At 54.3% G+C, this 17,743-nt stretch carries 14 protein-coding genes and 1 tRNA gene; 6 read left to right on the top strand and 9 right to left on the bottom strand.

Annotated features, from left to right (window positions below; translation table 11 throughout):
- Positions 1 to 735: 735 nt before the first annotated feature.
- The 3 genes from G497_RS20585 (at position 736) to G497_RS17280 (ending at position 5,078) form a co-directional block, all read left to right on the top strand.
- Positions 736 to 2,214, top strand: a complete 1,479-nt coding sequence (locus tag G497_RS20585) for an NYN domain-containing protein (RefSeq protein WP_051257949.1) — start codon at positions 736 to 738, stop codon at positions 2,212 to 2,214.
- Positions 2,215 to 2,544: 330 nt separating this feature from the next.
- A complete protein-coding gene (locus tag G497_RS17275; protein WP_084516109.1) occupies positions 2,545 to 3,915 on the top strand; it encodes a M23 family metallopeptidase in 1,371 nt (456 codons plus the stop codon).
- 2 nt (positions 3,916 to 3,917) lie between these two features.
- Positions 3,918 to 5,078 carry a MerR family transcriptional regulator gene (locus tag G497_RS17280; RefSeq protein ID WP_051257951.1) on the top strand — a complete coding sequence of 387 codons (1,161 nt, stop codon included), beginning with the start codon at positions 3,918 to 3,920 and terminating at the stop codon, positions 5,076 to 5,078.
- Positions 5,079 to 5,187: 109 nt separating this feature from the next.
- On the opposite strand, the gene ispH is transcribed toward G497_RS17280, so the two are convergent.
- Positions 5,188 to 6,042, bottom strand: a complete 855-nt coding sequence (gene ispH / locus G497_RS0107635; protein ID WP_027187702.1) for a 4-hydroxy-3-methylbut-2-enyl diphosphate reductase — start codon at positions 6,040 to 6,042, stop codon at positions 5,188 to 5,190.
- Entirely contained in the window at positions 6,039 to 7,136 is a 1,098-nt protein-coding gene (locus G497_RS0107640; RefSeq protein ID WP_084516111.1) for a tRNA dihydrouridine synthase, read from the bottom strand. Before G497_RS0107640 ends, ispH begins: the two co-directional genes overlap by 4 nt.
- 295 nt (positions 7,137 to 7,431) lie before the next feature.
- Here G497_RS0107640 and G497_RS0107650 point away from each other — a divergent pair, with 295 nt between their 5' ends.
- Positions 7,432 to 8,211 carry a tRNA lysidine(34) synthetase gene (locus tag G497_RS0107650; RefSeq protein ID WP_027187704.1) on the top strand — a complete coding sequence of 260 codons (780 nt, stop codon included), beginning with the start codon at positions 7,432 to 7,434 and terminating at the stop codon, positions 8,209 to 8,211.
- A gap of 178 nt (positions 8,212 to 8,389) precedes the next feature.
- Here the strand turns inward: G497_RS0107650 and G497_RS0107655 are convergent, their stop codons facing one another.
- Together G497_RS0107655 and G497_RS0107670 are read right to left on the bottom strand one after the other, a co-directional pair.
- A complete protein-coding gene (locus G497_RS0107655; protein ID WP_027187705.1) occupies positions 8,390 to 8,707 on the bottom strand; it encodes a TusE/DsrC/DsvC family sulfur relay protein in 318 nt (105 codons plus the stop codon).
- A gap of 425 nt (positions 8,708 to 9,132) precedes the next feature.
- Complete coding sequence (locus tag G497_RS0107670) at positions 9,133 to 9,801, bottom strand: CBS and ACT domain-containing protein (RefSeq protein WP_027187706.1); 669 nt, start codon at positions 9,799 to 9,801, stop codon at positions 9,133 to 9,135.
- A gap of 350 nt (positions 9,802 to 10,151) precedes the next feature.
- Here G497_RS0107670 and G497_RS0107680 point away from each other — a divergent pair, with 350 nt between their 5' ends.
- Positions 10,152 to 11,018 carry a YitT family protein gene (locus G497_RS0107680; protein WP_027187708.1) on the top strand — a complete coding sequence of 289 codons (867 nt, stop codon included), beginning with the start codon at positions 10,152 to 10,154 and terminating at the stop codon, positions 11,016 to 11,018.
- 174 nt (positions 11,019 to 11,192) lie between these two features.
- On the opposite strand, the gene G497_RS19115 is transcribed toward G497_RS0107680, so the two are convergent.
- From G497_RS19115 to G497_RS0107695, 3 genes are all read right to left on the bottom strand, one after another.
- Entirely contained in the window at positions 11,193 to 12,680 is a 1,488-nt protein-coding gene (locus tag G497_RS19115; protein WP_051257952.1) for a sigma-54 interaction domain-containing protein, read from the bottom strand.
- A gap of 222 nt (positions 12,681 to 12,902) precedes the next feature.
- Positions 12,903 to 14,186, bottom strand: a complete 1,284-nt coding sequence (locus G497_RS17290) for an L-serine ammonia-lyase, iron-sulfur-dependent, subunit alpha (protein WP_051257953.1) — start codon at positions 14,184 to 14,186, stop codon at positions 12,903 to 12,905.
- Positions 14,187 to 14,489: 303 nt separating this feature from the next.
- Positions 14,490 to 14,566, bottom strand: a tRNA-Pro gene (locus G497_RS0107695).
- A 193-nt stretch (positions 14,567 to 14,759) separates the two neighbouring features.
- Here G497_RS0107695 and G497_RS17295 point away from each other — a divergent pair.
- Entirely contained in the window at positions 14,760 to 15,398 is a 639-nt protein-coding gene (locus tag G497_RS17295; RefSeq protein ID WP_051257954.1) for a LysE/ArgO family amino acid transporter, read from the top strand.
- Positions 15,399 to 15,475: 77 nt separating this feature from the next.
- On the opposite strand, the gene G497_RS0107710 is transcribed toward G497_RS17295, so the two are convergent.
- Positions 15,476 to 16,630, bottom strand: a complete 1,155-nt coding sequence (locus tag G497_RS0107710) for a metallophosphoesterase (protein ID WP_027187710.1) — start codon at positions 16,628 to 16,630, stop codon at positions 15,476 to 15,478.
- Positions 16,631 to 16,841: 211 nt separating this feature from the next.
- Complete coding sequence (blaOXA, locus tag G497_RS0107715; protein ID WP_034637188.1) at positions 16,842 to 17,633, bottom strand: class D beta-lactamase; 792 nt, start codon at positions 17,631 to 17,633, stop codon at positions 16,842 to 16,844.
- Positions 17,634 to 17,743 lie beyond the last annotated feature (110 nt).

Raw genomic sequence — 17,743 nt, forward strand, 5'->3', positions numbered from 1 at the left:
AGAGACCCATTGATTAATTATTATTAATCAACTCTATGCCCAAACAAACGAAAACCCGTTTGCTTGGTAACGTTACAGAGCCCGCATATTATACAGGAAAAGTGACTTCTCCTTATTCTTGGATTCTGGTCTTTTTATTACGTAAAAAGACACAGGGCAACACGTAAGCAGTGTTTTCCTTACTGCGCACAGGGAACTGCATTCCCTTTATTCGTGCCTGTTGGGTACCTTTCTTGCGGAAACCGCCATAAGGCTATGTTGTTATAGGCTTGTTTTGGAATTCTCTTCGCTGTTGGTGATAGTGGAGGAGAAAATAGTGAAAAAACCGTTTTAATTTAGGGTATTTACGAATGGAATGAGTTAGTTGCTCTATAAGGGTTTTTCGTAAAATCCTCGCCGCGACAATTCTGCAGGACAACGGAATTGGACGGGGGACCAACGTGACCCCGGCGTAAGGCGAGCCACAGGATGTGGCGAGTCAAATAGACGCAGCCTAGCTTTGCTTACTGTTCAGCGACTATTTCAAGGGCTACATGTTTCAGGGGGACTGGCTGTAAAAAAGAAGTATCCCAAGATGCTTGAAAGAGATACTGGACTAGAAACAAAGCGTTTATGCCGAATCTCCTATTAATGGGATTGCATAAATGGCGTTTTTGAGTATAAAATACCTCTCTTGCAGTGTACCGGCATGTACGGCTTTTTCGCTTCACTTTTTTCATGTTTCAGGAGTTTTTCATGGGACGTTTTCACAGCATTGATGAAGTCTACAGTGCACTTTTTGTAGACTTTGATAATATTTTTGCACGCCTTACTGAGCAGGACCCAGCGTTGGCACGCACTTTTGGTTCCTACCCTCAGCGTTGGCTGCGCTGGATTGAAAGCCATGCCTTGCGTATGATGTATGGCGACAACGTTCGGCGCCGCATTTTGAAAAAGGTGTGTTATTTAAACCCGCAGCGTTTTCTTGAATTCCGACCTTATTTTGTACGTACTGGCTTTCATGTGGTAGATTGCGCCGCCCATTCCAGCAATGGCCGTGCCAACACCAGCGTTCACGTTACCCTGGACTGTCTTGACGTGCTGAACCACTCTGTGCGCTATGACGAAGTTATCCTTCTTTCAGGCGATGCAGACCTGACTCCGCTTCTGCTCAGGGTGCAGGAACATGCAAAACGCAGCCTTGTGCTTGCCATTGGGTACACCCCGCCCGCGTTTTCTGCTGCCTGTTCCTGGCGCATTCGGGAAGACTGGTTTATTACTCAAGCCCTTGAAGAATCTCGTTTTGAAGACAGCGAGGCACCTGGGGGGGAGCGTGTAGCCGAAGCGCGTCATGAAGAGGCCCGCGACCTTCGGCCTGCTGAACCCAAGGCCTTGGCCCCGGTGGAAGCTCCTGCGCCTGCTGCCCCTAAATATGCCCCTGCCCCACATGCGCCAGCACCCAGCGCACCCCCTGCTGTGCAGCCTGCACAGCTGAAAAGAAACGTACGGCAAAAAGAAAAAACGGTGGAATTGAATATTCCTGTTTCCCGCCGTATTCGCCTTGTGGAAGTCATCAAGCAGTTGGTGCTTGAATCCAATGTGCCCATTCCGCTGCCTTCCATTGCCCAGGTGTTGCAGCATGAACAGGAATCTACCCCCGACTGGTTTGGGGCAGGTACCCTGCGCGAGCTTTTGGACCTTCTCGACCTTACCCCCCTGGCTTTTTCCCATGCCGGGCAAGGGTTTGTATACGACCCGCAACGCCATGAAAAGCCTGATAATGCCAGCATCCGCAGTGTGTTCAAGCAAAGTCACCCGGAACTGTATGATTTTGCCCTGCGCGTAAATCAACTGACAGATGTGCCCATGCTCAAGCCGGAATTGTATGCCCAGCTACTGCAAATGCTTTCAGAAGAATTGGCCGTGAACGGGTATTCCCGCAAGCACACTGTGCAGAATATTGAAGACCGCTGCTACGATGAAAGTGTGGGCGTGGATTCAGAACAACTCGGCTTTATTCTGGATGCTATTCAGCAAGGCGGGGCCACATTGCCCCCCCGCGCTGCTACGGTAACGGTTGACGTTTTGGAAACAGCCCTTTTGGAACGCGCTACCCAGCTTTGCAGGCAAGCCATGTTGCCGTGCGGTAAAGACGAAATGCGCCTGTTGCAACAGTGGCTTACCAGCCAGCCTGTTGCCCCAAAACCTGTGCGCCGCCGGACGACTCGCCCGTAACATACTGTATTTAATACCTATGCACGCAGCCCCATGGTGTGTGCTTATGCAAGGCATTTGCTGGCACTGGCTGGCAGGTGCCTTGTTGCTTTTGCAGGGGTGGGGCATGGGTAAGGCAGTTGCAGTCGGTATTATTTTCGTCCTGTTTTTTTAAAACCAATGCAGAATCAGGGGATTTTAGTAAAATATTCAGTGATTTCAGGCGAATGATATTTTCTTTGAAACGCTGGGGAAATAGGGTACTATGCAGGGCGCGGCGGTGCAGTTGGGCTTTATCTGCTGCTCGGTTCTTCTTTTCTACAACATCATGCCACCAGGTATTTTGCGTATATGACAACACCTTCTTCTCCTCTTGGGCAATCCTCTCCTTTTGGGCGTAAGCGCAGAATAGTATTATACGGTATCATTGCTTTGCTGGCCTTTGTTGGGTTCGGCGTGGGCGGCTATATGTATTATGCTGCCAACTACGACCTGGACAGCCCCGCAGTGGACCCTTCTGTGCTGTATTCGGAACAAACCAACAGTACCGCTGGCGCCACGGTAGACGAAGATTTGGCCCAAACAGAAGAACCTGCTGCCGAAGAACCCCCCACCAATGTGCAGCGCGGGGTTGTGGGCAAGGGTACCACCGCTGGCAACCTGTTGCAGGAGTGGCTGCCCCCGGCAGACGTGCAGTCGGTTCTTTCTGCCTCGCAAAAAGTGCATTCCCTCAGCAATATCCGTGTGGGGCAGCCCTTTGAGGTAACCCAAGAAAACGGTGGGCTGACCAAATTTGAATATGAAATTGATGACGACAAAAAACTAGTTGTTTCAAAGGATGAAAATGATGAATTCAGCGCATGCGTATTGCCCATTGAATACGACGTGCTGCTGGACAGGGTGGAAGGCACCATTGATTCCAGCCTGTTTGAATCCATGGCGGCCCTGGGGGAAACCCCTGTGCTGGCGGTGAACCTGGCAGAAATTTTTGCCTGGGAAGTGAACTTTATTCGCGATATCCAGCCCGGCGACAGCTTTAAGGTGCTGGTGGAAAAGCGTTTTCGCGATGGAGAATTCAAGGGCTACGGCAAGCTGCTGGCTGCGGAATTTGTGAACCAGGGCAAAAAGTTTGAAGCCTTTTCCTACAAAGATCAGTTTGGCAAAATAGTGTATTATAATACCAAAGGGGAAAGTGTGCGCCGGGCCTTTTTGAAGGCTCCCCTTTCCTTTTCCCGCATTACCTCGCGCTTTACCAACAGGCGCTTTCACCCTGTGTTGCAAACCTGGAAGGCACACCCCGCCGTGGATTATGCCGCCCCAACGGGCACCCCGGTAAAAGCCATTGGCAATGGGCTGGTGGTGTATTCCGGCTGGGGCACAGGGGCTGGTAACTATATCACCCTGAAGCACTCAGGCGGGTATGAATCCATGTATTTGCACCTTTCCGGGTTTGCCAGGGGGCTGAAAAAAGGGAAAAAGGTTTCACAGGGTGAGGTTATCGGGTTTGTGGGTAGCACAGGCTATTCCACTGGGCCGCATCTGGACTTTCGTATGAAACAAAACGGAAAATTCCTGAACCCGGAAAAAAGCCTTTCCCCACGGGCAGAGCCCATTACAGGCAAAGCGTTGCAGACCTTTCAGGCCCGCAGTGAACGCCTGCGCGGCTATATTTCTGGCACAAAAAGTTTGACCGAATACAACCGCGAGAAGGATTCTTTGTAACCATGAGCAACGAACTACTGACGCATAAAGCCCTTGCAGAATTACTTGGCGTTTCGGAAACCACGGTAAAAAGTTATCGCCGCAAGTTTCCTGGCTGTATTCCCGTTGCCAACCAGGGTAAGCCCATTCGTTTTACGTCGGAAGCAGCCGCGGTGGCCTTGCGCATACGCGACCTGTTTTCCACAGGCATGAGTGTGGAAGAGGTGCGCCGCCGCCTTGCTTCAGAATTTGCCTGGATTCAGGCCGAAGCGCCTGAAGACAGCCCCCCCCAGGCCGCCAGTGCCCTTGCCAGTGCAGCCATTGCCCCGGAGCTGACCTTGGGCGTGAGCAACATGGCAAAAAGCATGGTTACCATAACGGGGCAGCAAAAAACTATTCTTGAACGGGTGAAGGGCATTGAATCTGCCCTGGAAGATATGGGAGTTGCCGGCGTTGCTGTGAGCGAGGAAGAACGCCGCAAAAAAGCCGATGCCGCCCGGTTGAAGGAGGAACGCCTGGAAGCACGCCTGACCCAGCTTGATGCCGTTACCCAGGATTTGGCTGGCAGCCTTGCCGTGCTGGCAGACCAGTTTGGCAAGTTTGTGGTAAAGCAACAGGTTCCAAGCCAAGTAGCCTTTGCGGCTGCGCCTGCGGCCCCTGCTCATGGTACAGAAGCCGTGCCCCGTGCTGCCACAGAGGCGGCTGTGATAATAGCAGAAGACGCTACCGGCGAGAGAACCCCCACCACGTTGGCCGGAGCCAACCCGGAAACCCCAGGGCCAGAAACGTTGCGTCCGCTGCCTATGGAAGAAGCTGTTGCTGCAGAAGAACCGGCACGGTCATTTTTTTCCTTGCGTCTTATTGTACGCTTGCCAGACGGAAGCTATTCCAGTGTGGGGGGCCGCAGCCGGGGGCGTTTTTCCCTGGAAGATTTCAAGGCCCTACTGGCCCACCGGTACCCCGCAACCCGGCTTGCCCCCCTGCGTTTTACGGCGGAGAATAATTTTTGGCGTATGCAGGCCACCTTGCCCGAAGAAGAAGCCCCGGTGCAGCTAGAACTGCTGCTGGAAGAACGCATGACCCACAAAGGCTTTGCCGTGGTGGAAGTGGCTGAACTGAAAATAAGCAACCGGGCTGTGCATCCTTCGGAAGTGTGCAATCTTATTGACACCCTTGTGGGGTGAGCTCTGTAAAAGCTTTTTCCGTAATGGTAATAAAAAATGGGCCAGCACTGCAAAGTGTTGGCCCATTGTGCAATGGTCTTAATACTGGCTGCTGCCTGCGTGAAAAACGTTACTGCTGCTCCAGCCATTGCCGCATTGCAGCAATGTGGGCATCCGGGGTGGAAGCCCCGGCGGTAAGCCCCACCACGCTTGCCCCGTGCAGCACATCAGGGGGCATGTCTGCCACTTGTTCCACGTGCACAGTGGCGGCGCCCTGGGCCTTGGCCACTTCTGCCAGGCGGCGGGTGTTGCCGCTGTTCAGGCCGCCCACCACCACCATAAAATCCACCTGGTTTGCCAGGGCTAGCACTTCCTGCTGGCGTTCACGCGTGGCATTGCAAATGGTATGCAGCACAGGGGGGTTGCCCCCGCATTGTTTTTTGACCCAAGCGGCTATTTCTGTAAACGCTTCCTCGTCTTGCGTGGTTTGAGCGGCCAAAAAATAGCGTTTGCCTTGGGCCAGGGGTAAGCGTTCCAACTCGGTGAGGGACCCAAACACATGGGCGTTGTGCCCGGCATAGCTCACAAGGCCTTGCACTTCCGGGTGGTCTTCTTCACCATACAAAAGCAGGGTACGGTTTTTGGCAGCTTCTTTGGCAATGGCAAGCTGAGCTTTTTTCACCTTGGGGCAGGTGGCGTCAATAATGGTGGCCCCAGAAGCTTGCAGTTCTTCCTCCACTTCTTTGGGAATGCCATGGGCACGAATAACCACCCTGTCGCCAGGTTGCACTTGTGTTGCCGTGTTCAGGCAAAGAACGCCCTGTTCCTGGTAAGCCTGCATAACCAGCGGGTTGTGAATGATGGGGCCAAGGGTAATGAGCCTGCCAGGGACGTTCTTTCCCTCTGCCAGAGTCTTGTCCAATTTTTTCAGAGCAAGGCTTACCCCAAGGCAGAAGCCTGCGGTTTTAGCCTGGAGTACTTTCATAGTGCTTCTCCTGCCAGTTGCGTTGTGCGGAAGAATCGTTGCATAATGGCTTCAAAGGCTTCCCAGCTTTCACATTGGGTCAGTTCCTGGCGTAAAGCCCGTGCCCCGGACAATTGCTTCACATAGCGCGGCACAGCGGTGCGCATTTTTACCAGGGCAGGGGAAAGGCCACTGCGCCCCGGCTTGCCTGTGCTGTGCAATTGGGCCAGGGTGGCATGGCGGCGAATAATGGTTTCCAGTTCCTTGGGCTGCATGGCAGGTGGCGCTGCACCAGTGGTCAAAGCTGCTGTATATTGCTGGAAAATTGCCGGGTTGGCCAAAGCCCCACGGGCAAACATAACGCCGTTTACCCCGGTTTGGGCCACGCAGTGCACGGCATCTTGGGCGGTAAACAAATCGCCACTGGCAATAACAGGAATACGCAGTTCTGTGCGTAGGGTTGCCAGGGCGTCCCACTGGGCCACACCGGTAAACGCCTGTTTGGCAGAGCGCGGGTGCAGGGTTACCCAGGCTGCACCCATGGCTTCCAGTTCTTTTGCCAGGGCAAGAAATACCTGTTCCCCATCACGCCAGCCAAGGCGCAGTTTAAAGCCCACGCTGCCAGGTTCTGCTGCCTGCACCATGGCCTTTGCCACCTGCAAGGCGTTGGGAATGTCTTGGAGCATGGCAGAACCAGCCCCGGTTTTGGTGACCTTGGGTACAGAGCAGCCCATGTTCAGGTCAAAGTAGCGATAGCCCCTGGCCCGCAATTCTTCCACGGCAGGGCCAAGAAACGCCGCCTCATTACCAAAAAGCTGCACCACCAGGGGCGTGTCTTGGGGCAAGGTCTGCAACAACGCTTCCGTGCCGGAAAGGGCCGCTTCACGCGCTTTTGCTCCCTTGGCTTGCAGTCCGTATATAAGGCCCTTGGCGCTGACCATTTCCGTGCAGGTAATGGCGGCCCCCAGTTCCCGGCACAGCAGGCGAAAAGGCAGGTCGGTGTACCCGGCCAACGGGGCCAGCCAGGGCAGGCCAGGGGCAATGGTCAGGCCAGCGGCAGTGGTGCAGGATTGGGAGAGTAGGGGGGACGTATGGCTTGTGGCTGGTGATGTCATTGTGTATAAAATGAGTCTGGGTTGTTCTGTGCAGATGCATGCGCGGGCGCTGTGCAGAAAAAGCACATGGAGGGTTTTCTTGATTTATAACGGGCTGCGCGCTATGAAGCTGCACTGCCAACAAGAAGGGAAGAAGGGCACACCGTTGTGTGATCTTCCTTTCACAAGGGAATACATGGGCTTTTTCAGCCTGCAAGTCAACAGGTGGGCAGGCAACTGCTTGCTGCATTTCACCCTATTTCACTGTTTTTAGCCATGCTATACGCAGTGCTACCAGCACTGCCACAGGATATTTATGAGCCGTCTTTCATTTAATTATGCCCAGGAACGTTGCGTGCGCCTTGCAGGCAAGGCCATGCAATCAACAGATATGATATACCCTGGTGCGCGCATTGGCGTGGCGGTTTCAGGCGGGGTGGATAGCTGGGTGCTGTTGCAAGTGCTCAAAATTCGGCAGCGCATTGTGCCGTTCCATTTTGATATTATGGCCCTGCACGTAAACCCCGGCTTTGATGTTACCAGCCATGCCCCCCTGTTACCCTGGGTGCAGGCCAATGGCGTTGCCGCCCACGTGGAAGTGACAGACCATGGCCCGCGCGGGCACAGCCCGGAAAACCGCAACCGCTCGGCCTGTTTTTATTGCGCCATGCTGCGGCGCAAGCGTCTTTTTGGCCTGTGCACCCATTATGGCCTTACCCACCTGGCCTTTGGGCACAATGCAGATGATTTGGTTTCCACCTTTTTCATGAACATGTTCCAGGGTGGCCGGGTGGACGGCATGAGCATGAAGGAGCCGTTTTTTGGCGGGGCGCTTATGGTTATTCGCCCCCTGATGCTGGTGGAAAAAAAGCTCATTATTAAGGCGGCCAAAACGTGGGAGTTGCCCGTGTGGAGCAACCCTTGCCCTTCCGCCATGAATGGCACGCGGCGCAGCAGCGTACTGGAAGATGTGGAGAATTTGTGCCGGGAGCATAAGGAACGCAAGAAAAATATTTTCAATGCCCTGTGCCGCTGGCAGCATGGCCTGCACCTGGCTGCGGGTAAGCAGGCCGGGCCAGAGGCAGAGGAAGAGTAGTTCCTGTCTTTTATCGGGGAGGGCGCTGTCCCCCAGTCCTTCTGCACGGGACATGACGCCCTTTGCCCCCCATTTGTGCAGAAGACAAAATTGGGCATTGCGGTGCCTTGGGCGGTGAGCACACCATAAAAAAACCCCTGCAAGCAGGGGTTTTTGAAAAGCATGTACTGCGAAAGTCTTATACGCAGCCAGTGGGCTTGGGCAGGCCAGCCATTTTACAGGCGCCTTTACCAGGACCAGAGGGGAACAGCTCGTACACTTCTTTCAGCTTAAAGCCAGTGTTCTTGGAAAGGATACGCACCATAGGAGCGATGCCGTTCTTCTTGTAGTAATCTTGCAGGAAGTCCAAGATTTTCTGGTGATCAGGGGAGATTTCGCTGATGCCTTCGGAGTCTTTTACATACTCCATCCACTCTGGGCACCAGTCGTCGAAACGCAACAGGAAACCGTCTTCATCCACTTCGAACGATTTACCCTTGTAGGATACATCTGCCATCGTGTCCTCCTTGGACTAGTATAGCGGTGCGTTATACATACATGGCCTGGGGCCGAAAGGCACCAAGCATCTTTCCAGCAGCACGACACTGCTTGCTTTTCTATTATGGCGTGCCACCACAAACCCTGTTCCCATGCCCACACAGTGTGCATGGCTGCCCTTTTGGCAGTGGCCGTTCTAGCACCCCACAAAAAAGTGGAGCGTGTCTGCACACCCCTTCTTCAGTAAGGCGTTACCGAGACTATCTATACCCCATGCCTGCTGAATTTGCAAGGGGAGGCATAAGGAAATACGCAGGCTTTATGGAGTGTTTTTTACCCAGCTCCTAATTTTGGCGCTTGTATGCTACTGCCTGTGTACTGTGCCATAAAAAACTGGCGTACCCTGGTAAGCGCCTTTCCCCGCCCATGCTGCGGCCGGGGCCGTTATTCCATGGAAATGCCCTTTTCCCAATAAATGAGTGGGAAGCGTTGCCCCATGGAACCAATAACGGCGTCGCGCTTGGCAGGTTCCAGCGGGCGCAGGCGAATATATACCCGGCGGCTGGGGGCATCCTGGCTGTTTTGGGAGGTCAGCACAGAAACAGTGCTGACTTCCAGTTCGCGCAGGGCGTCCATTATGGGGCGCAGCGTGCCTGGCTTGTTGGCAATTTCAAAGGCAAGCTGAATGCCGCCGCTTTCTGCCCCGGTAATGTTCAGCAGCAGTTTAAAAATATCGGAATCAGTAATAATACCGCAAACTTTTCCTTCTTCATCCACCACGGGCACGCCACCAAAGCGTTTGGTCACCATGAGCCGGGCAATGCCTTCCACAGAATCGTCTTTTGCTGCCTTTTCCGGGTTTTTGGTCATAATTTCTTTGACCTTCATTTCCGAGAGCAGGTAGTACAGCTCGTGCATGTCTAGTGTGGTGGCCTTGGAAGGGGAGGCGTCTTTAATGTCCCTGTCGGAAACAATGCCCACAAGCTTTCCGTTGTCGTCCACAACAGGCAGCCTGCGTATACGGTTGTCTTTCATCATGCGCGAAGCCTTCATAACAGAGACTTCAGGGGTAACGGTAAGTACTTTTTGTGTCATCCATTCTTGAACAAGCATGCAACCTCCGAAGGTATGTAACGCACCACTTGGGTGTTGCGGTTATGGAACCGCGGATTAAGGAAACGTTGTGGAGTCCGTTAGGCACGCACGATTTTTTCAAGCGGCAGCCATCATGCACAGGGCATGGTATATTGTGGCAGTATCTGTTTTCTCTATTTCTGCCAGTATCTGATTTTTTTATTAGTATATGCTTTTTCGGTTTGGGGAACAAGCCACTACTCGCTTTCTTTTTTGCTTTTTGGTATATAGCCAAAAGGGGCAAAATTGGCCACATGTTGCAGTAGGTATGTTACACAATGCAATGCTGATGGTTGCGAACATTCAGCCGCCCCATAAGGAATTTCAATATGCAAAAATCATTCTCCCCCAACAGTCCTGCCAGCATTGCCTGGAACATGATGCTGTTGACAGTGGGCGCCCTTTTGTTTTCATTTGGTGTTAAATGCATTGCCCAGCCCCACGGCTTTGTTGCCGGGGGTATTTTTGGCACATCCCTTCTTATTTCCTACATAGACGATCGCTTGAGTGTGGGTGTGCTGTACGCCCTGCTCAACATTCCTGTGCTGCTTTTGGGGTGGTGCTTCCTCAGCCGTCGCTTTATTTTGTATACCATTTACAGTATTACCGTGGCCTCCATTGCCAGTGAACTGCTCACCTTCAATGCTGGGGTAACACAGCCCATTCTGGCGGCTGTGGCTGCGGGCATTGTGTGCGGGGCGGGTTCCGGCATTGCGGTGCGTTCCCTTGGTAGCGACGGCGGACTTACCGTTATTTCTTTGATTTTACACGATAAATACAACCTGAATGTGGGTACATTCAATACGGCCTTTAACGCGGTGCTGTTTTTGGTGGCCTTGCCCATTATTAAGGTAGATAACGTTATTTATTCCATGATCATTACCTACCTGACCTCTACGTTAATGAGCTATTTCATGGGAATGTTTGATGAACGCAAGCTCATGTTCATTATTTCCGACCAGTATGAATTGATAGCCAGCAATATTTTGAAGTACCTTGGCCGTGGCTGCACCATGCTACATGGGCGCGGGGCCTTTACCATGCAGGAACGTGAAGTGCTTATGACCGTGGTGAACAACTACCAGTTGCGCCGGGTGGAAGAAATTGTGTTTGCCGCAGACCCTTCTGCCTTCGTGATTATTGAAAATACCCAGCAGGTGTTGGGGAAAGGGTTTTCTTCGCGCAAGCGGTATTAAGGAAGCGCAGATATATTTCATCAGGGACGCAAACAACGCGCCCGGCTTCCTTGAGGGGAAACCGGGCGCGTTGTTATGGTGTGTGTTGTATTATGGGGAGTGCGTTCTGCCTGTTCTGTGCTCTTTATCCGCTCGGGCTTCGGCTCCCGCCCTGCGGGCGGTTCTCAATTCCGCTTATTTCCCTTTCTGGGCCATAATTCTATACAGTGTGGCAAGGCTTATGCCCAGCTCTTTGGCTGCAGCCCGTTTGCCGGGAACAGATTTGCCATGTTTCACGAGCATAGCTTGCACCATGGTTGTGGTTATGCCGGAACGCGGCTGGTGCTGGGGTGTTTGTACAGGTGTTCCTTCTTGTGGAAGCAGGTCATACGGCGTTTCAAAACGCGGTGCCAGGTCTTCCCAGGTAATGCGCCCGTTCTTGCTGAAGGCAATGCCGTATTCCATGAAGTTTTTCAGTTCGCGCACGTTGCCGGGCCAGTGGTATTCCATGAACTTGGCCATAAGCACAGGGTCCACCACCACGGTATGCGAGCCAACGGCCCTGCATTCACGGGTGATGAAGTGCATGATAAGGGGGCGGATATCTTCCTTGCGTTCACGCAGGGGGGCCAAATACAAGGGCATAACGTTGAGTCGGAAGTACAGGTCTTCGCGAAATGAGCCCTGGCGCACCATGTGGCGCAGGTCTTTGTTGGTGGCCGCAATAATGCGGGTGGGCACGTGGGTGAGTTTGGCATCTCCCACCTTGCGCACCATGCCGTCTTGCAGAATACGCAGCAGTTTTACCTGCAACAGCATGGGCAGTTCGCCAATTTCATCCAAAAACAGGGTGCCCCCGGCGGCCTGTTCCCACAGCCCTTGCTTGCCTGCGGCATTGGCCCCGGAAAAGGCCCCAGCCGCATAGCCGAACAGTTCGCTTTCCATAAGCGCTTCCGGCAACGCTCCGCAATTTATCGGTACGAAAGGGCCGGCAGCGCAGGCGCTGTTTGTATGAATGGCCTGGGCGGCAAGTTCCTTGCCTGTGCCAGATTCGCCAAACAGGAGCACTGGGGCCGTGGTGGGGGCTACGCGAATAATGTGTTCTTTCAGGGTGGCAAGGGCCAGGGAATGTCCCACCAGGGCGTCCAGGCTGTTGCGGCCTTCCGCATTTTCTGCCCGTGTTTCCAGGGGTAAGGCCCCGGTGCGGTGCAAAAGGTCCACAAGCTGGCGCACCAACATAAAGGCCCGTTCCGCGCATTCCAGCAAGGCCATGCGCTGGCCCTGGTCGAAGGTGACTATTTGCACAGCTCCGGCAATGCGCCCTTCCAGCAACAGGGGGGCCGTGTAGTTTGCCTGATCTTTGCACTGGGCGTTTTGCGAACAGTGCAGGCATGTGCCTTCTTCCCTGGGGCGCAGCATAACAGTTTGCACGCCGCTGTGAATACTTTCCGCAAGGCGGGTGTCTTTGGGCGCTGCCAGGCCAATACCCAACTTGTAAGGGCCTGTACCGGCAACGCAAATACAGTGGGCGTCAATTACTACGACCTCCACTGAAAAAAGGCCCGTGAGAATTTCCAGAAATGACTGCAACGGCTCCCAGTGTTTTGTTTGCGCCATATGGCGCTTGCCTTTGCTGTTGCTGACCCAGGCCGGAGAACCTTTGTGTATGCTGTCTGGTGACATACTCACCTGCTGTGCAAAAAGATTATGTTGCTATGAAACGCGGAGTTATTCCGTTTGGCGGCGTTACTTCATTTTTTTTTGAAACAGTCGAGGACGGAAGAGTCAACTCCTGCTTCAAAAAAACTCGTGCCTTGCCAAATGAAAAACTGAGCGTTTCCTAAAAAACGATGTACCCAGTGGTTCCCTCAACGCGAAAAGGAAAATCCGAACAAAATCGTTGTGTTACTTCGTTGGTTTGTGCTCTGCCTCGGACTTCTGGAGCATCATGGTGGCCATGTACTGGTCAATAACCTGGAACAGCCCGTGGGAGAATTTGTCCAGAATTTCTCCGGTTTCATGCAGGGAAGTGGCACTCAGGCCCTGGTTTTCCCGCAGGCCGCCACCGTGAATGGCCAGGGAGGCTGCATTCCAGGCTTCCGCTGCGGCAGTACCCACTTTCAGGCTGCACGTTTCCTTGGCACCATCGCACAGCATGCCCAGCAAGCTGGCTACAAACGTTACCACGGCCCGTTCTGCCTGTTCGGCTGTGCCGCCCTGCAAGCGCACAAGCCCTGCCGCCGCCCCTGCCCCGGCTGCCACGGCGCACCCACACACAGGGGTAAGGCGCCCGGTGTGGGCTTTAAGGAAGCCACACACAAGGTGGCTTAAAGCAAGGGATTCAGCCAGTTGCCTTTCACTGCATTTCAGGCTGCGGGCCGCCACCACAATGGGCACAATGGCTGTAATGCCGTGGTTGCCGCTGCCTGCGCTGCTCATTACCGGAAAGTCGCCACCGCTCATGCGCACTTCTGAAGCCCCTGCCGCGGCGTTACGAATTTGATCTGCCAAGGAGGCGTGCCCGTCTTCATCCAAAAGGCCGGAGCCCATGCCCCAGTCTTCATGCTGGCTGGCGTCTGCCACCACCATGTTCATGCGTGCCCCTTCCAGCAGCAGCACTTCATCGACAGCGTCCACGGAAGTAGCAAATTGCCACAGGTCTTGGATGGAGAACTGGCGAATTTCTTCATACAAAGCGTCTACGCTTTGGGCAGCGGCAGGGGGTGCCTGGAACAGGCAAACATCGTCCCGGTACAGTTCTTCAATGCGGTCGTGGCGGTGGGCAATGGTGCAGTGTGCGGTGTGCCCGCCCCCATGCACCGTAACCCGCACCCACACCGGGGGCACGTCAGGCGTAATGGATTCTGTTACCTTGCCCGTATCAAGAAGAGCCTGGGCCTTGGCAATAACAGCATCGCTAATGCCGTGCAGCACCATAAGGCCCTGGTCCGGGTTGCCCCCAAGGGCACCCAGGGCGGCAGCCATTACGTTGCCGCGCAGGTTGGGCAGGCCGGGCAAGCCTACGGAGCGGCCATTTTTGAAGACGTTCAGGGAAAGCGCAATTTCCATATGTTCCACAGGCAGTTCCAGCGCCTTGGCGGCTTTGCCCGCTGCAAGGGCAACTGCCCCTGGTTCTGTGCATCCAAATGAAGGCTTCACTTCCTGAGCTAAAAAATTCTTCATGTCCATTGTGGGCTCCTTGTACGCTTGCCAGGGCGTGATGTTTCTTTTAGTTTAGCATCTTTTATGCCAAAGCACCAAAGTATTGTGCCCCTGTGATTATTCCGACTTGCTCCCTGCCGCAGCATGAGAAATTATCGCAAACAAATGAGGATTTCTCAAGTGAGAATACTGAGACCCCCCCAGGGCGTGCCTGCAAGGGCTGCTTTGAGGGTGTGTGGCTGGGAATATGGGGATGGTGGCTATAGACATTCCTCTCTTTTCAAGACAAAAAAAGGGAACGTACCTGCGTACGTTCCCTTTGGGAAAATCTGGTCGGGATGAGAGGATTCGAACCTCCGGCCCCATACACCCCATGCATGTGCGCTACCAAGCTGCGCTACATCCCGACGAGGCAGATATCTACCCCAGGCGGCGGCGTGAGTCAACCCTTTGTGGCGGCTTTTTGCAAGAAAATGCAAATTTGTGGGTGCTCAGCAGTGGGTTGACAACCCTGGCGTTGGCGGGCAAGTTGACTGATCGTTTTTGGCAGCAACGGCTGGCGTTCTTTTGTCCATGAACTACCCTTTTTGCAGGAAGACCATGATAAGTGCATACCTAAGCGGCTTTGCCACAGGGGCCAGCTTGATAATAGCCATTGGCGCGCAAAATGCCTTTGTGCTGGTGCAGGGCATTCGCCGGGAATACCACATTATATGCGCCGCCCTGTGCGCTACTTTGGATGCGTTGCTTATAGCCGCCGGGGTGTTGGGGGTAGGCACGTTTGTGGCTTCCAACCCTTACCTGCGCCTTGGTTCCGGCATTGGCGGGGCGCTGTTTTTGGCCTGGTTTGGGGCTGGTGCGTTGCGTTCTGCCATACATGCGGGGAAAATGGACGTTTCCACCCAGCAGGCCGGGGGCAGGGGGCTGCGCCAAACGGTGCTGGCCCTGCTGGCTGTTTCCCTGCTCAACCCCCATGTATACCTGGACACGGTGGTGCTGCTGGGGGCCATAAGCGGCAACTACGCAGGCGATGGGCGCTATTTTTTTGGGGCAGGGGCCATAACCGCTTCTGTGGTGTGGTTTTTCTGCCTGGCGCTTGGGGGTGCGTTGCTGGCCCCGGTGTTTGCACGGCCCCTGGCCTGGCGTGTGCTCTACCTTATTGTGTGCGGCATGGTGTGGCTTGTGGCGGCTGGCCTTGCTGTGGATGTGTGGGGGCAGGTGATTTTGTTACAAGGATAATAGTTTTGCTACAGAATAATAAACAGCCGTGCAGCACGCTTTTGGGTGCTGCACGGCTGTTTGTTTGTGGGCATAATTTACTGGTTAAGCGCCTGCTTGTTCTGGCTTGAACGCAAGGTTATGTGGGTAATTTCAGCAGGTACACCAAAGCGGCCAGGGAAGCCGCTCCAAAGCCCTACGCCGTTATTCACGTACAGCAGCATGTCGCCCACCTGGTACTGCCCGGAAACAAAGCCCTGGTTAAACATGGCGATAATGCTGTCCAGCCCGGTAATAATTCCACCGTGGGTGTGTCCGGAAAGTTGCAGGTGTGCGCCTGCCGGGGCATTTTCCAGCGCCCCTGCTGGGCGGTGGTCTAACATAATGGTGAATGTGCCCGGTGTAATGCCCTGCATGGCCTGCTGTGGGTTGGGCGTTATCAGGCCATACCGGCTTGCGGCTGGGTCGGAAACACCCGCAATGGCTACCGGGCCACCGGGCAGGGGCACAAGTTTGTGGCTGTTTTCCAGCACAGGCAGGCCCAACGCTTCATACCCCTTACGCCAGGGGGAGTAACCGGAATAGTATTCATGGTTGCCAAATACGGCAAATATTCCGTGGGTGGCCTGTAAGCGGGTAAGGGCAGCCATGTCTCCTAAGCGTTGTTCTGGGGTGCCATCCACCAGGTCGCCTGTAAGCAAAATAAGGTCAGGGTGCAAGGCATTGACTATTTCCACCACAGCTTCCACGCGGGGGGCGCGCAGCATGGCACTGGCATGCAGGTCACTCAGTTGTACCAGGGTCAGGCCGTCCAGGCTTGGGGGCAAGGTGGGCAGGGTAATTTCCATCGTGCGCACATCCGGCACCCGAATGCCTTCCCACATGGCATAGGTGGAAAGAAGCATGGCAAGGCCAACCGTGGCCGTTGCCATGCGCGGCGTGTTGGGCAGGGGGCGCGTGTGCAGGCCAGCCTTGCGGGCCATAAACAGCACAAGGGAGGTAATGTCACGCAGGAGCAGCAACACCACCAAAAAGAATAACCCCATGAACAGCCAGCCCATAAGGAAAAGCGCAGGTCCGGGCACGTTTGCCAACACAATGGAGCCAAAAAAAAGGCGCAGCCACATGAGTTTTTGGGCAATAATAAGCAGGCTCAGGCCTGCCAGCCATTTTACCCACCTGGGGGCTGGCAATGGCAGCACAAAGCGGAACAAGGGGTAAAGGAACAGGACCAAGCCGTAATAAAGAATCATGTATGCTCCTGGCAAAAGCAGGGGAATGGTGTTGCCTTATAGGTCTGATTGGGTATGAAAGGGCGCACGGATTCTGTGATTGCCCAACTTGACATATTGTACTGTTCTTGCCCGTTGTCAATGGCAGTGCCAGTACAAACGCCGGGTGAGCCCGTGTGAGCCAACCCGGCGCAATCCCGTTGCTGAACGTTTGTGTCCTGGGGGTAATGTATTATAAAACGCCCAGCGCTTTCAAACAGGCTTTGCCCAACTCCACCCGGTTGGGAGCATTGGGGGTGGGCATGTCTATGTTCAGGGCGAAAGCATAAATTTTTCCGTCTTTTTGTACCCAGCCAACCCACCAGCCAATGTTGGGGTCTTCAGCATCGGCAGTGCCCGTTTTGCCATGCAGTTCCCAGTTGGCCCCTTTTTCCAGAAGCGTAATTTCACGGGTGGCGGCCTGGGCTTCTGCTGAAATAGGCAGGGTGCCCTTGGCAAGGGCGGCCATGAACCGGGCCTGTTCAAGCGCACTAATGGCAAGGGGACCCTTCAGCCAGAAGGTGTCTGCCACGGTGCCGGGGTTTGCGTTGCCGTATTCCATGGCGTCCAGCATTTCTTTGTACGGCTGCAAACCCACGCGGCGGGCCAGTTCCTGGTATACTGGCACGTTGGAAACCGTAATGGCTTCACGCAGGCTCATGTCTTTTTCCCATTCCTTGCGTGGCTGTGGCTTGCCGCCATAGGGCAGTACCTCGTCCACACTTTTCACCGCCCCGGTGGCAAGGCCAATAAGGGTGTTGGGAATTTTAAAAGTGGAGGCAGGAATAAAGCGCTCTTCTGCCCGCAGGCGGTTGTAGCCTGTGTACACACCGTGCTCCACATCGTACAGCACAAAGGTGCCAATAACACCATTCTTGGCAAATACATTGGCAGCTTCCTGGCTGTCGCGCCACTCAGCAGCCACGGCAGGCATACACAACAAAAGAGCAACGGCAAAGCTCAACAGGCGGGTGATGGAGCGCATGGGAAACCTCCAGGGGAATGACTTTTGATGAGCAGTACGATTGGGAAGGCTCTGCCTCCCCAAGCCCCCTGCAAGGGGAATCATTCCCCTTGCAGGGGGCTTGGGGGACA

Source organism: Desulfovibrio cuneatus DSM 11391 (assembly GCF_000430005.1).
In the GTDB taxonomy this organism is placed as follows: domain Bacteria; phylum Desulfobacterota; class Desulfovibrionia; order Desulfovibrionales; family Desulfovibrionaceae; genus Frigididesulfovibrio; species Frigididesulfovibrio cuneatus.

Bases quoted from the DNA above. Each gene is read 5' to 3' on its own strand.
- G497_RS20585 (WP_051257949.1), top strand. From the start codon at position 736: ATGGGACGTTTTCACAGCATTGATGAAGTCTACAGTGCACTTTTTGTA.
- G497_RS0107670 (WP_027187706.1), bottom strand. From the start codon at position 9,801: ATGCTTGTTCAAGAATGGATGACACAAAAAGTACTTACCGTTACCCCT.
- G497_RS17275 (WP_084516109.1), top strand. From the start codon at position 2,545: ATGACAACACCTTCTTCTCCTCTTGGGCAATCCTCTCCTTTTGGGCGT.
- G497_RS0107650 (WP_027187704.1), top strand. From the start codon at position 7,432: ATGAGCCGTCTTTCATTTAATTATGCCCAGGAACGTTGCGTGCGCCTT.
- G497_RS19115 (WP_051257952.1), bottom strand. From the start codon at position 12,680: ATGTCACCAGACAGCATACACAAAGGTTCTCCGGCCTGGGTCAGCAAC.
- G497_RS0107640 (WP_084516111.1), bottom strand. From the start codon at position 7,136: ATGACATCACCAGCCACAAGCCATACGTCCCCCCTACTCTCCCAATCC.
- G497_RS17280 (WP_051257951.1), top strand. From the start codon at position 3,918: ATGAGCAACGAACTACTGACGCATAAAGCCCTTGCAGAATTACTTGGC.
- G497_RS17290 (WP_051257953.1), bottom strand. From the start codon at position 14,186: ATGGACATGAAGAATTTTTTAGCTCAGGAAGTGAAGCCTTCATTTGGA.
- blaOXA (WP_034637188.1), bottom strand. From the start codon at position 17,633: ATGCGCTCCATCACCCGCCTGTTGAGCTTTGCCGTTGCTCTTTTGTTG.
- G497_RS0107710 (WP_027187710.1), bottom strand. From the start codon at position 16,630: ATGATTCTTTATTACGGCTTGGTCCTGTTCCTTTACCCCTTGTTCCGC.
- G497_RS0107680 (WP_027187708.1), top strand. From the start codon at position 10,152: ATGCAAAAATCATTCTCCCCCAACAGTCCTGCCAGCATTGCCTGGAAC.
- ispH (WP_027187702.1), bottom strand. From the start codon at position 6,042: ATGAAAGTACTCCAGGCTAAAACCGCAGGCTTCTGCCTTGGGGTAAGC.
- G497_RS0107655 (WP_027187705.1), bottom strand. From the start codon at position 8,707: ATGGCAGATGTATCCTACAAGGGTAAATCGTTCGAAGTGGATGAAGAC.
- G497_RS17295 (WP_051257954.1), top strand. From the start codon at position 14,760: ATGATAAGTGCATACCTAAGCGGCTTTGCCACAGGGGCCAGCTTGATA.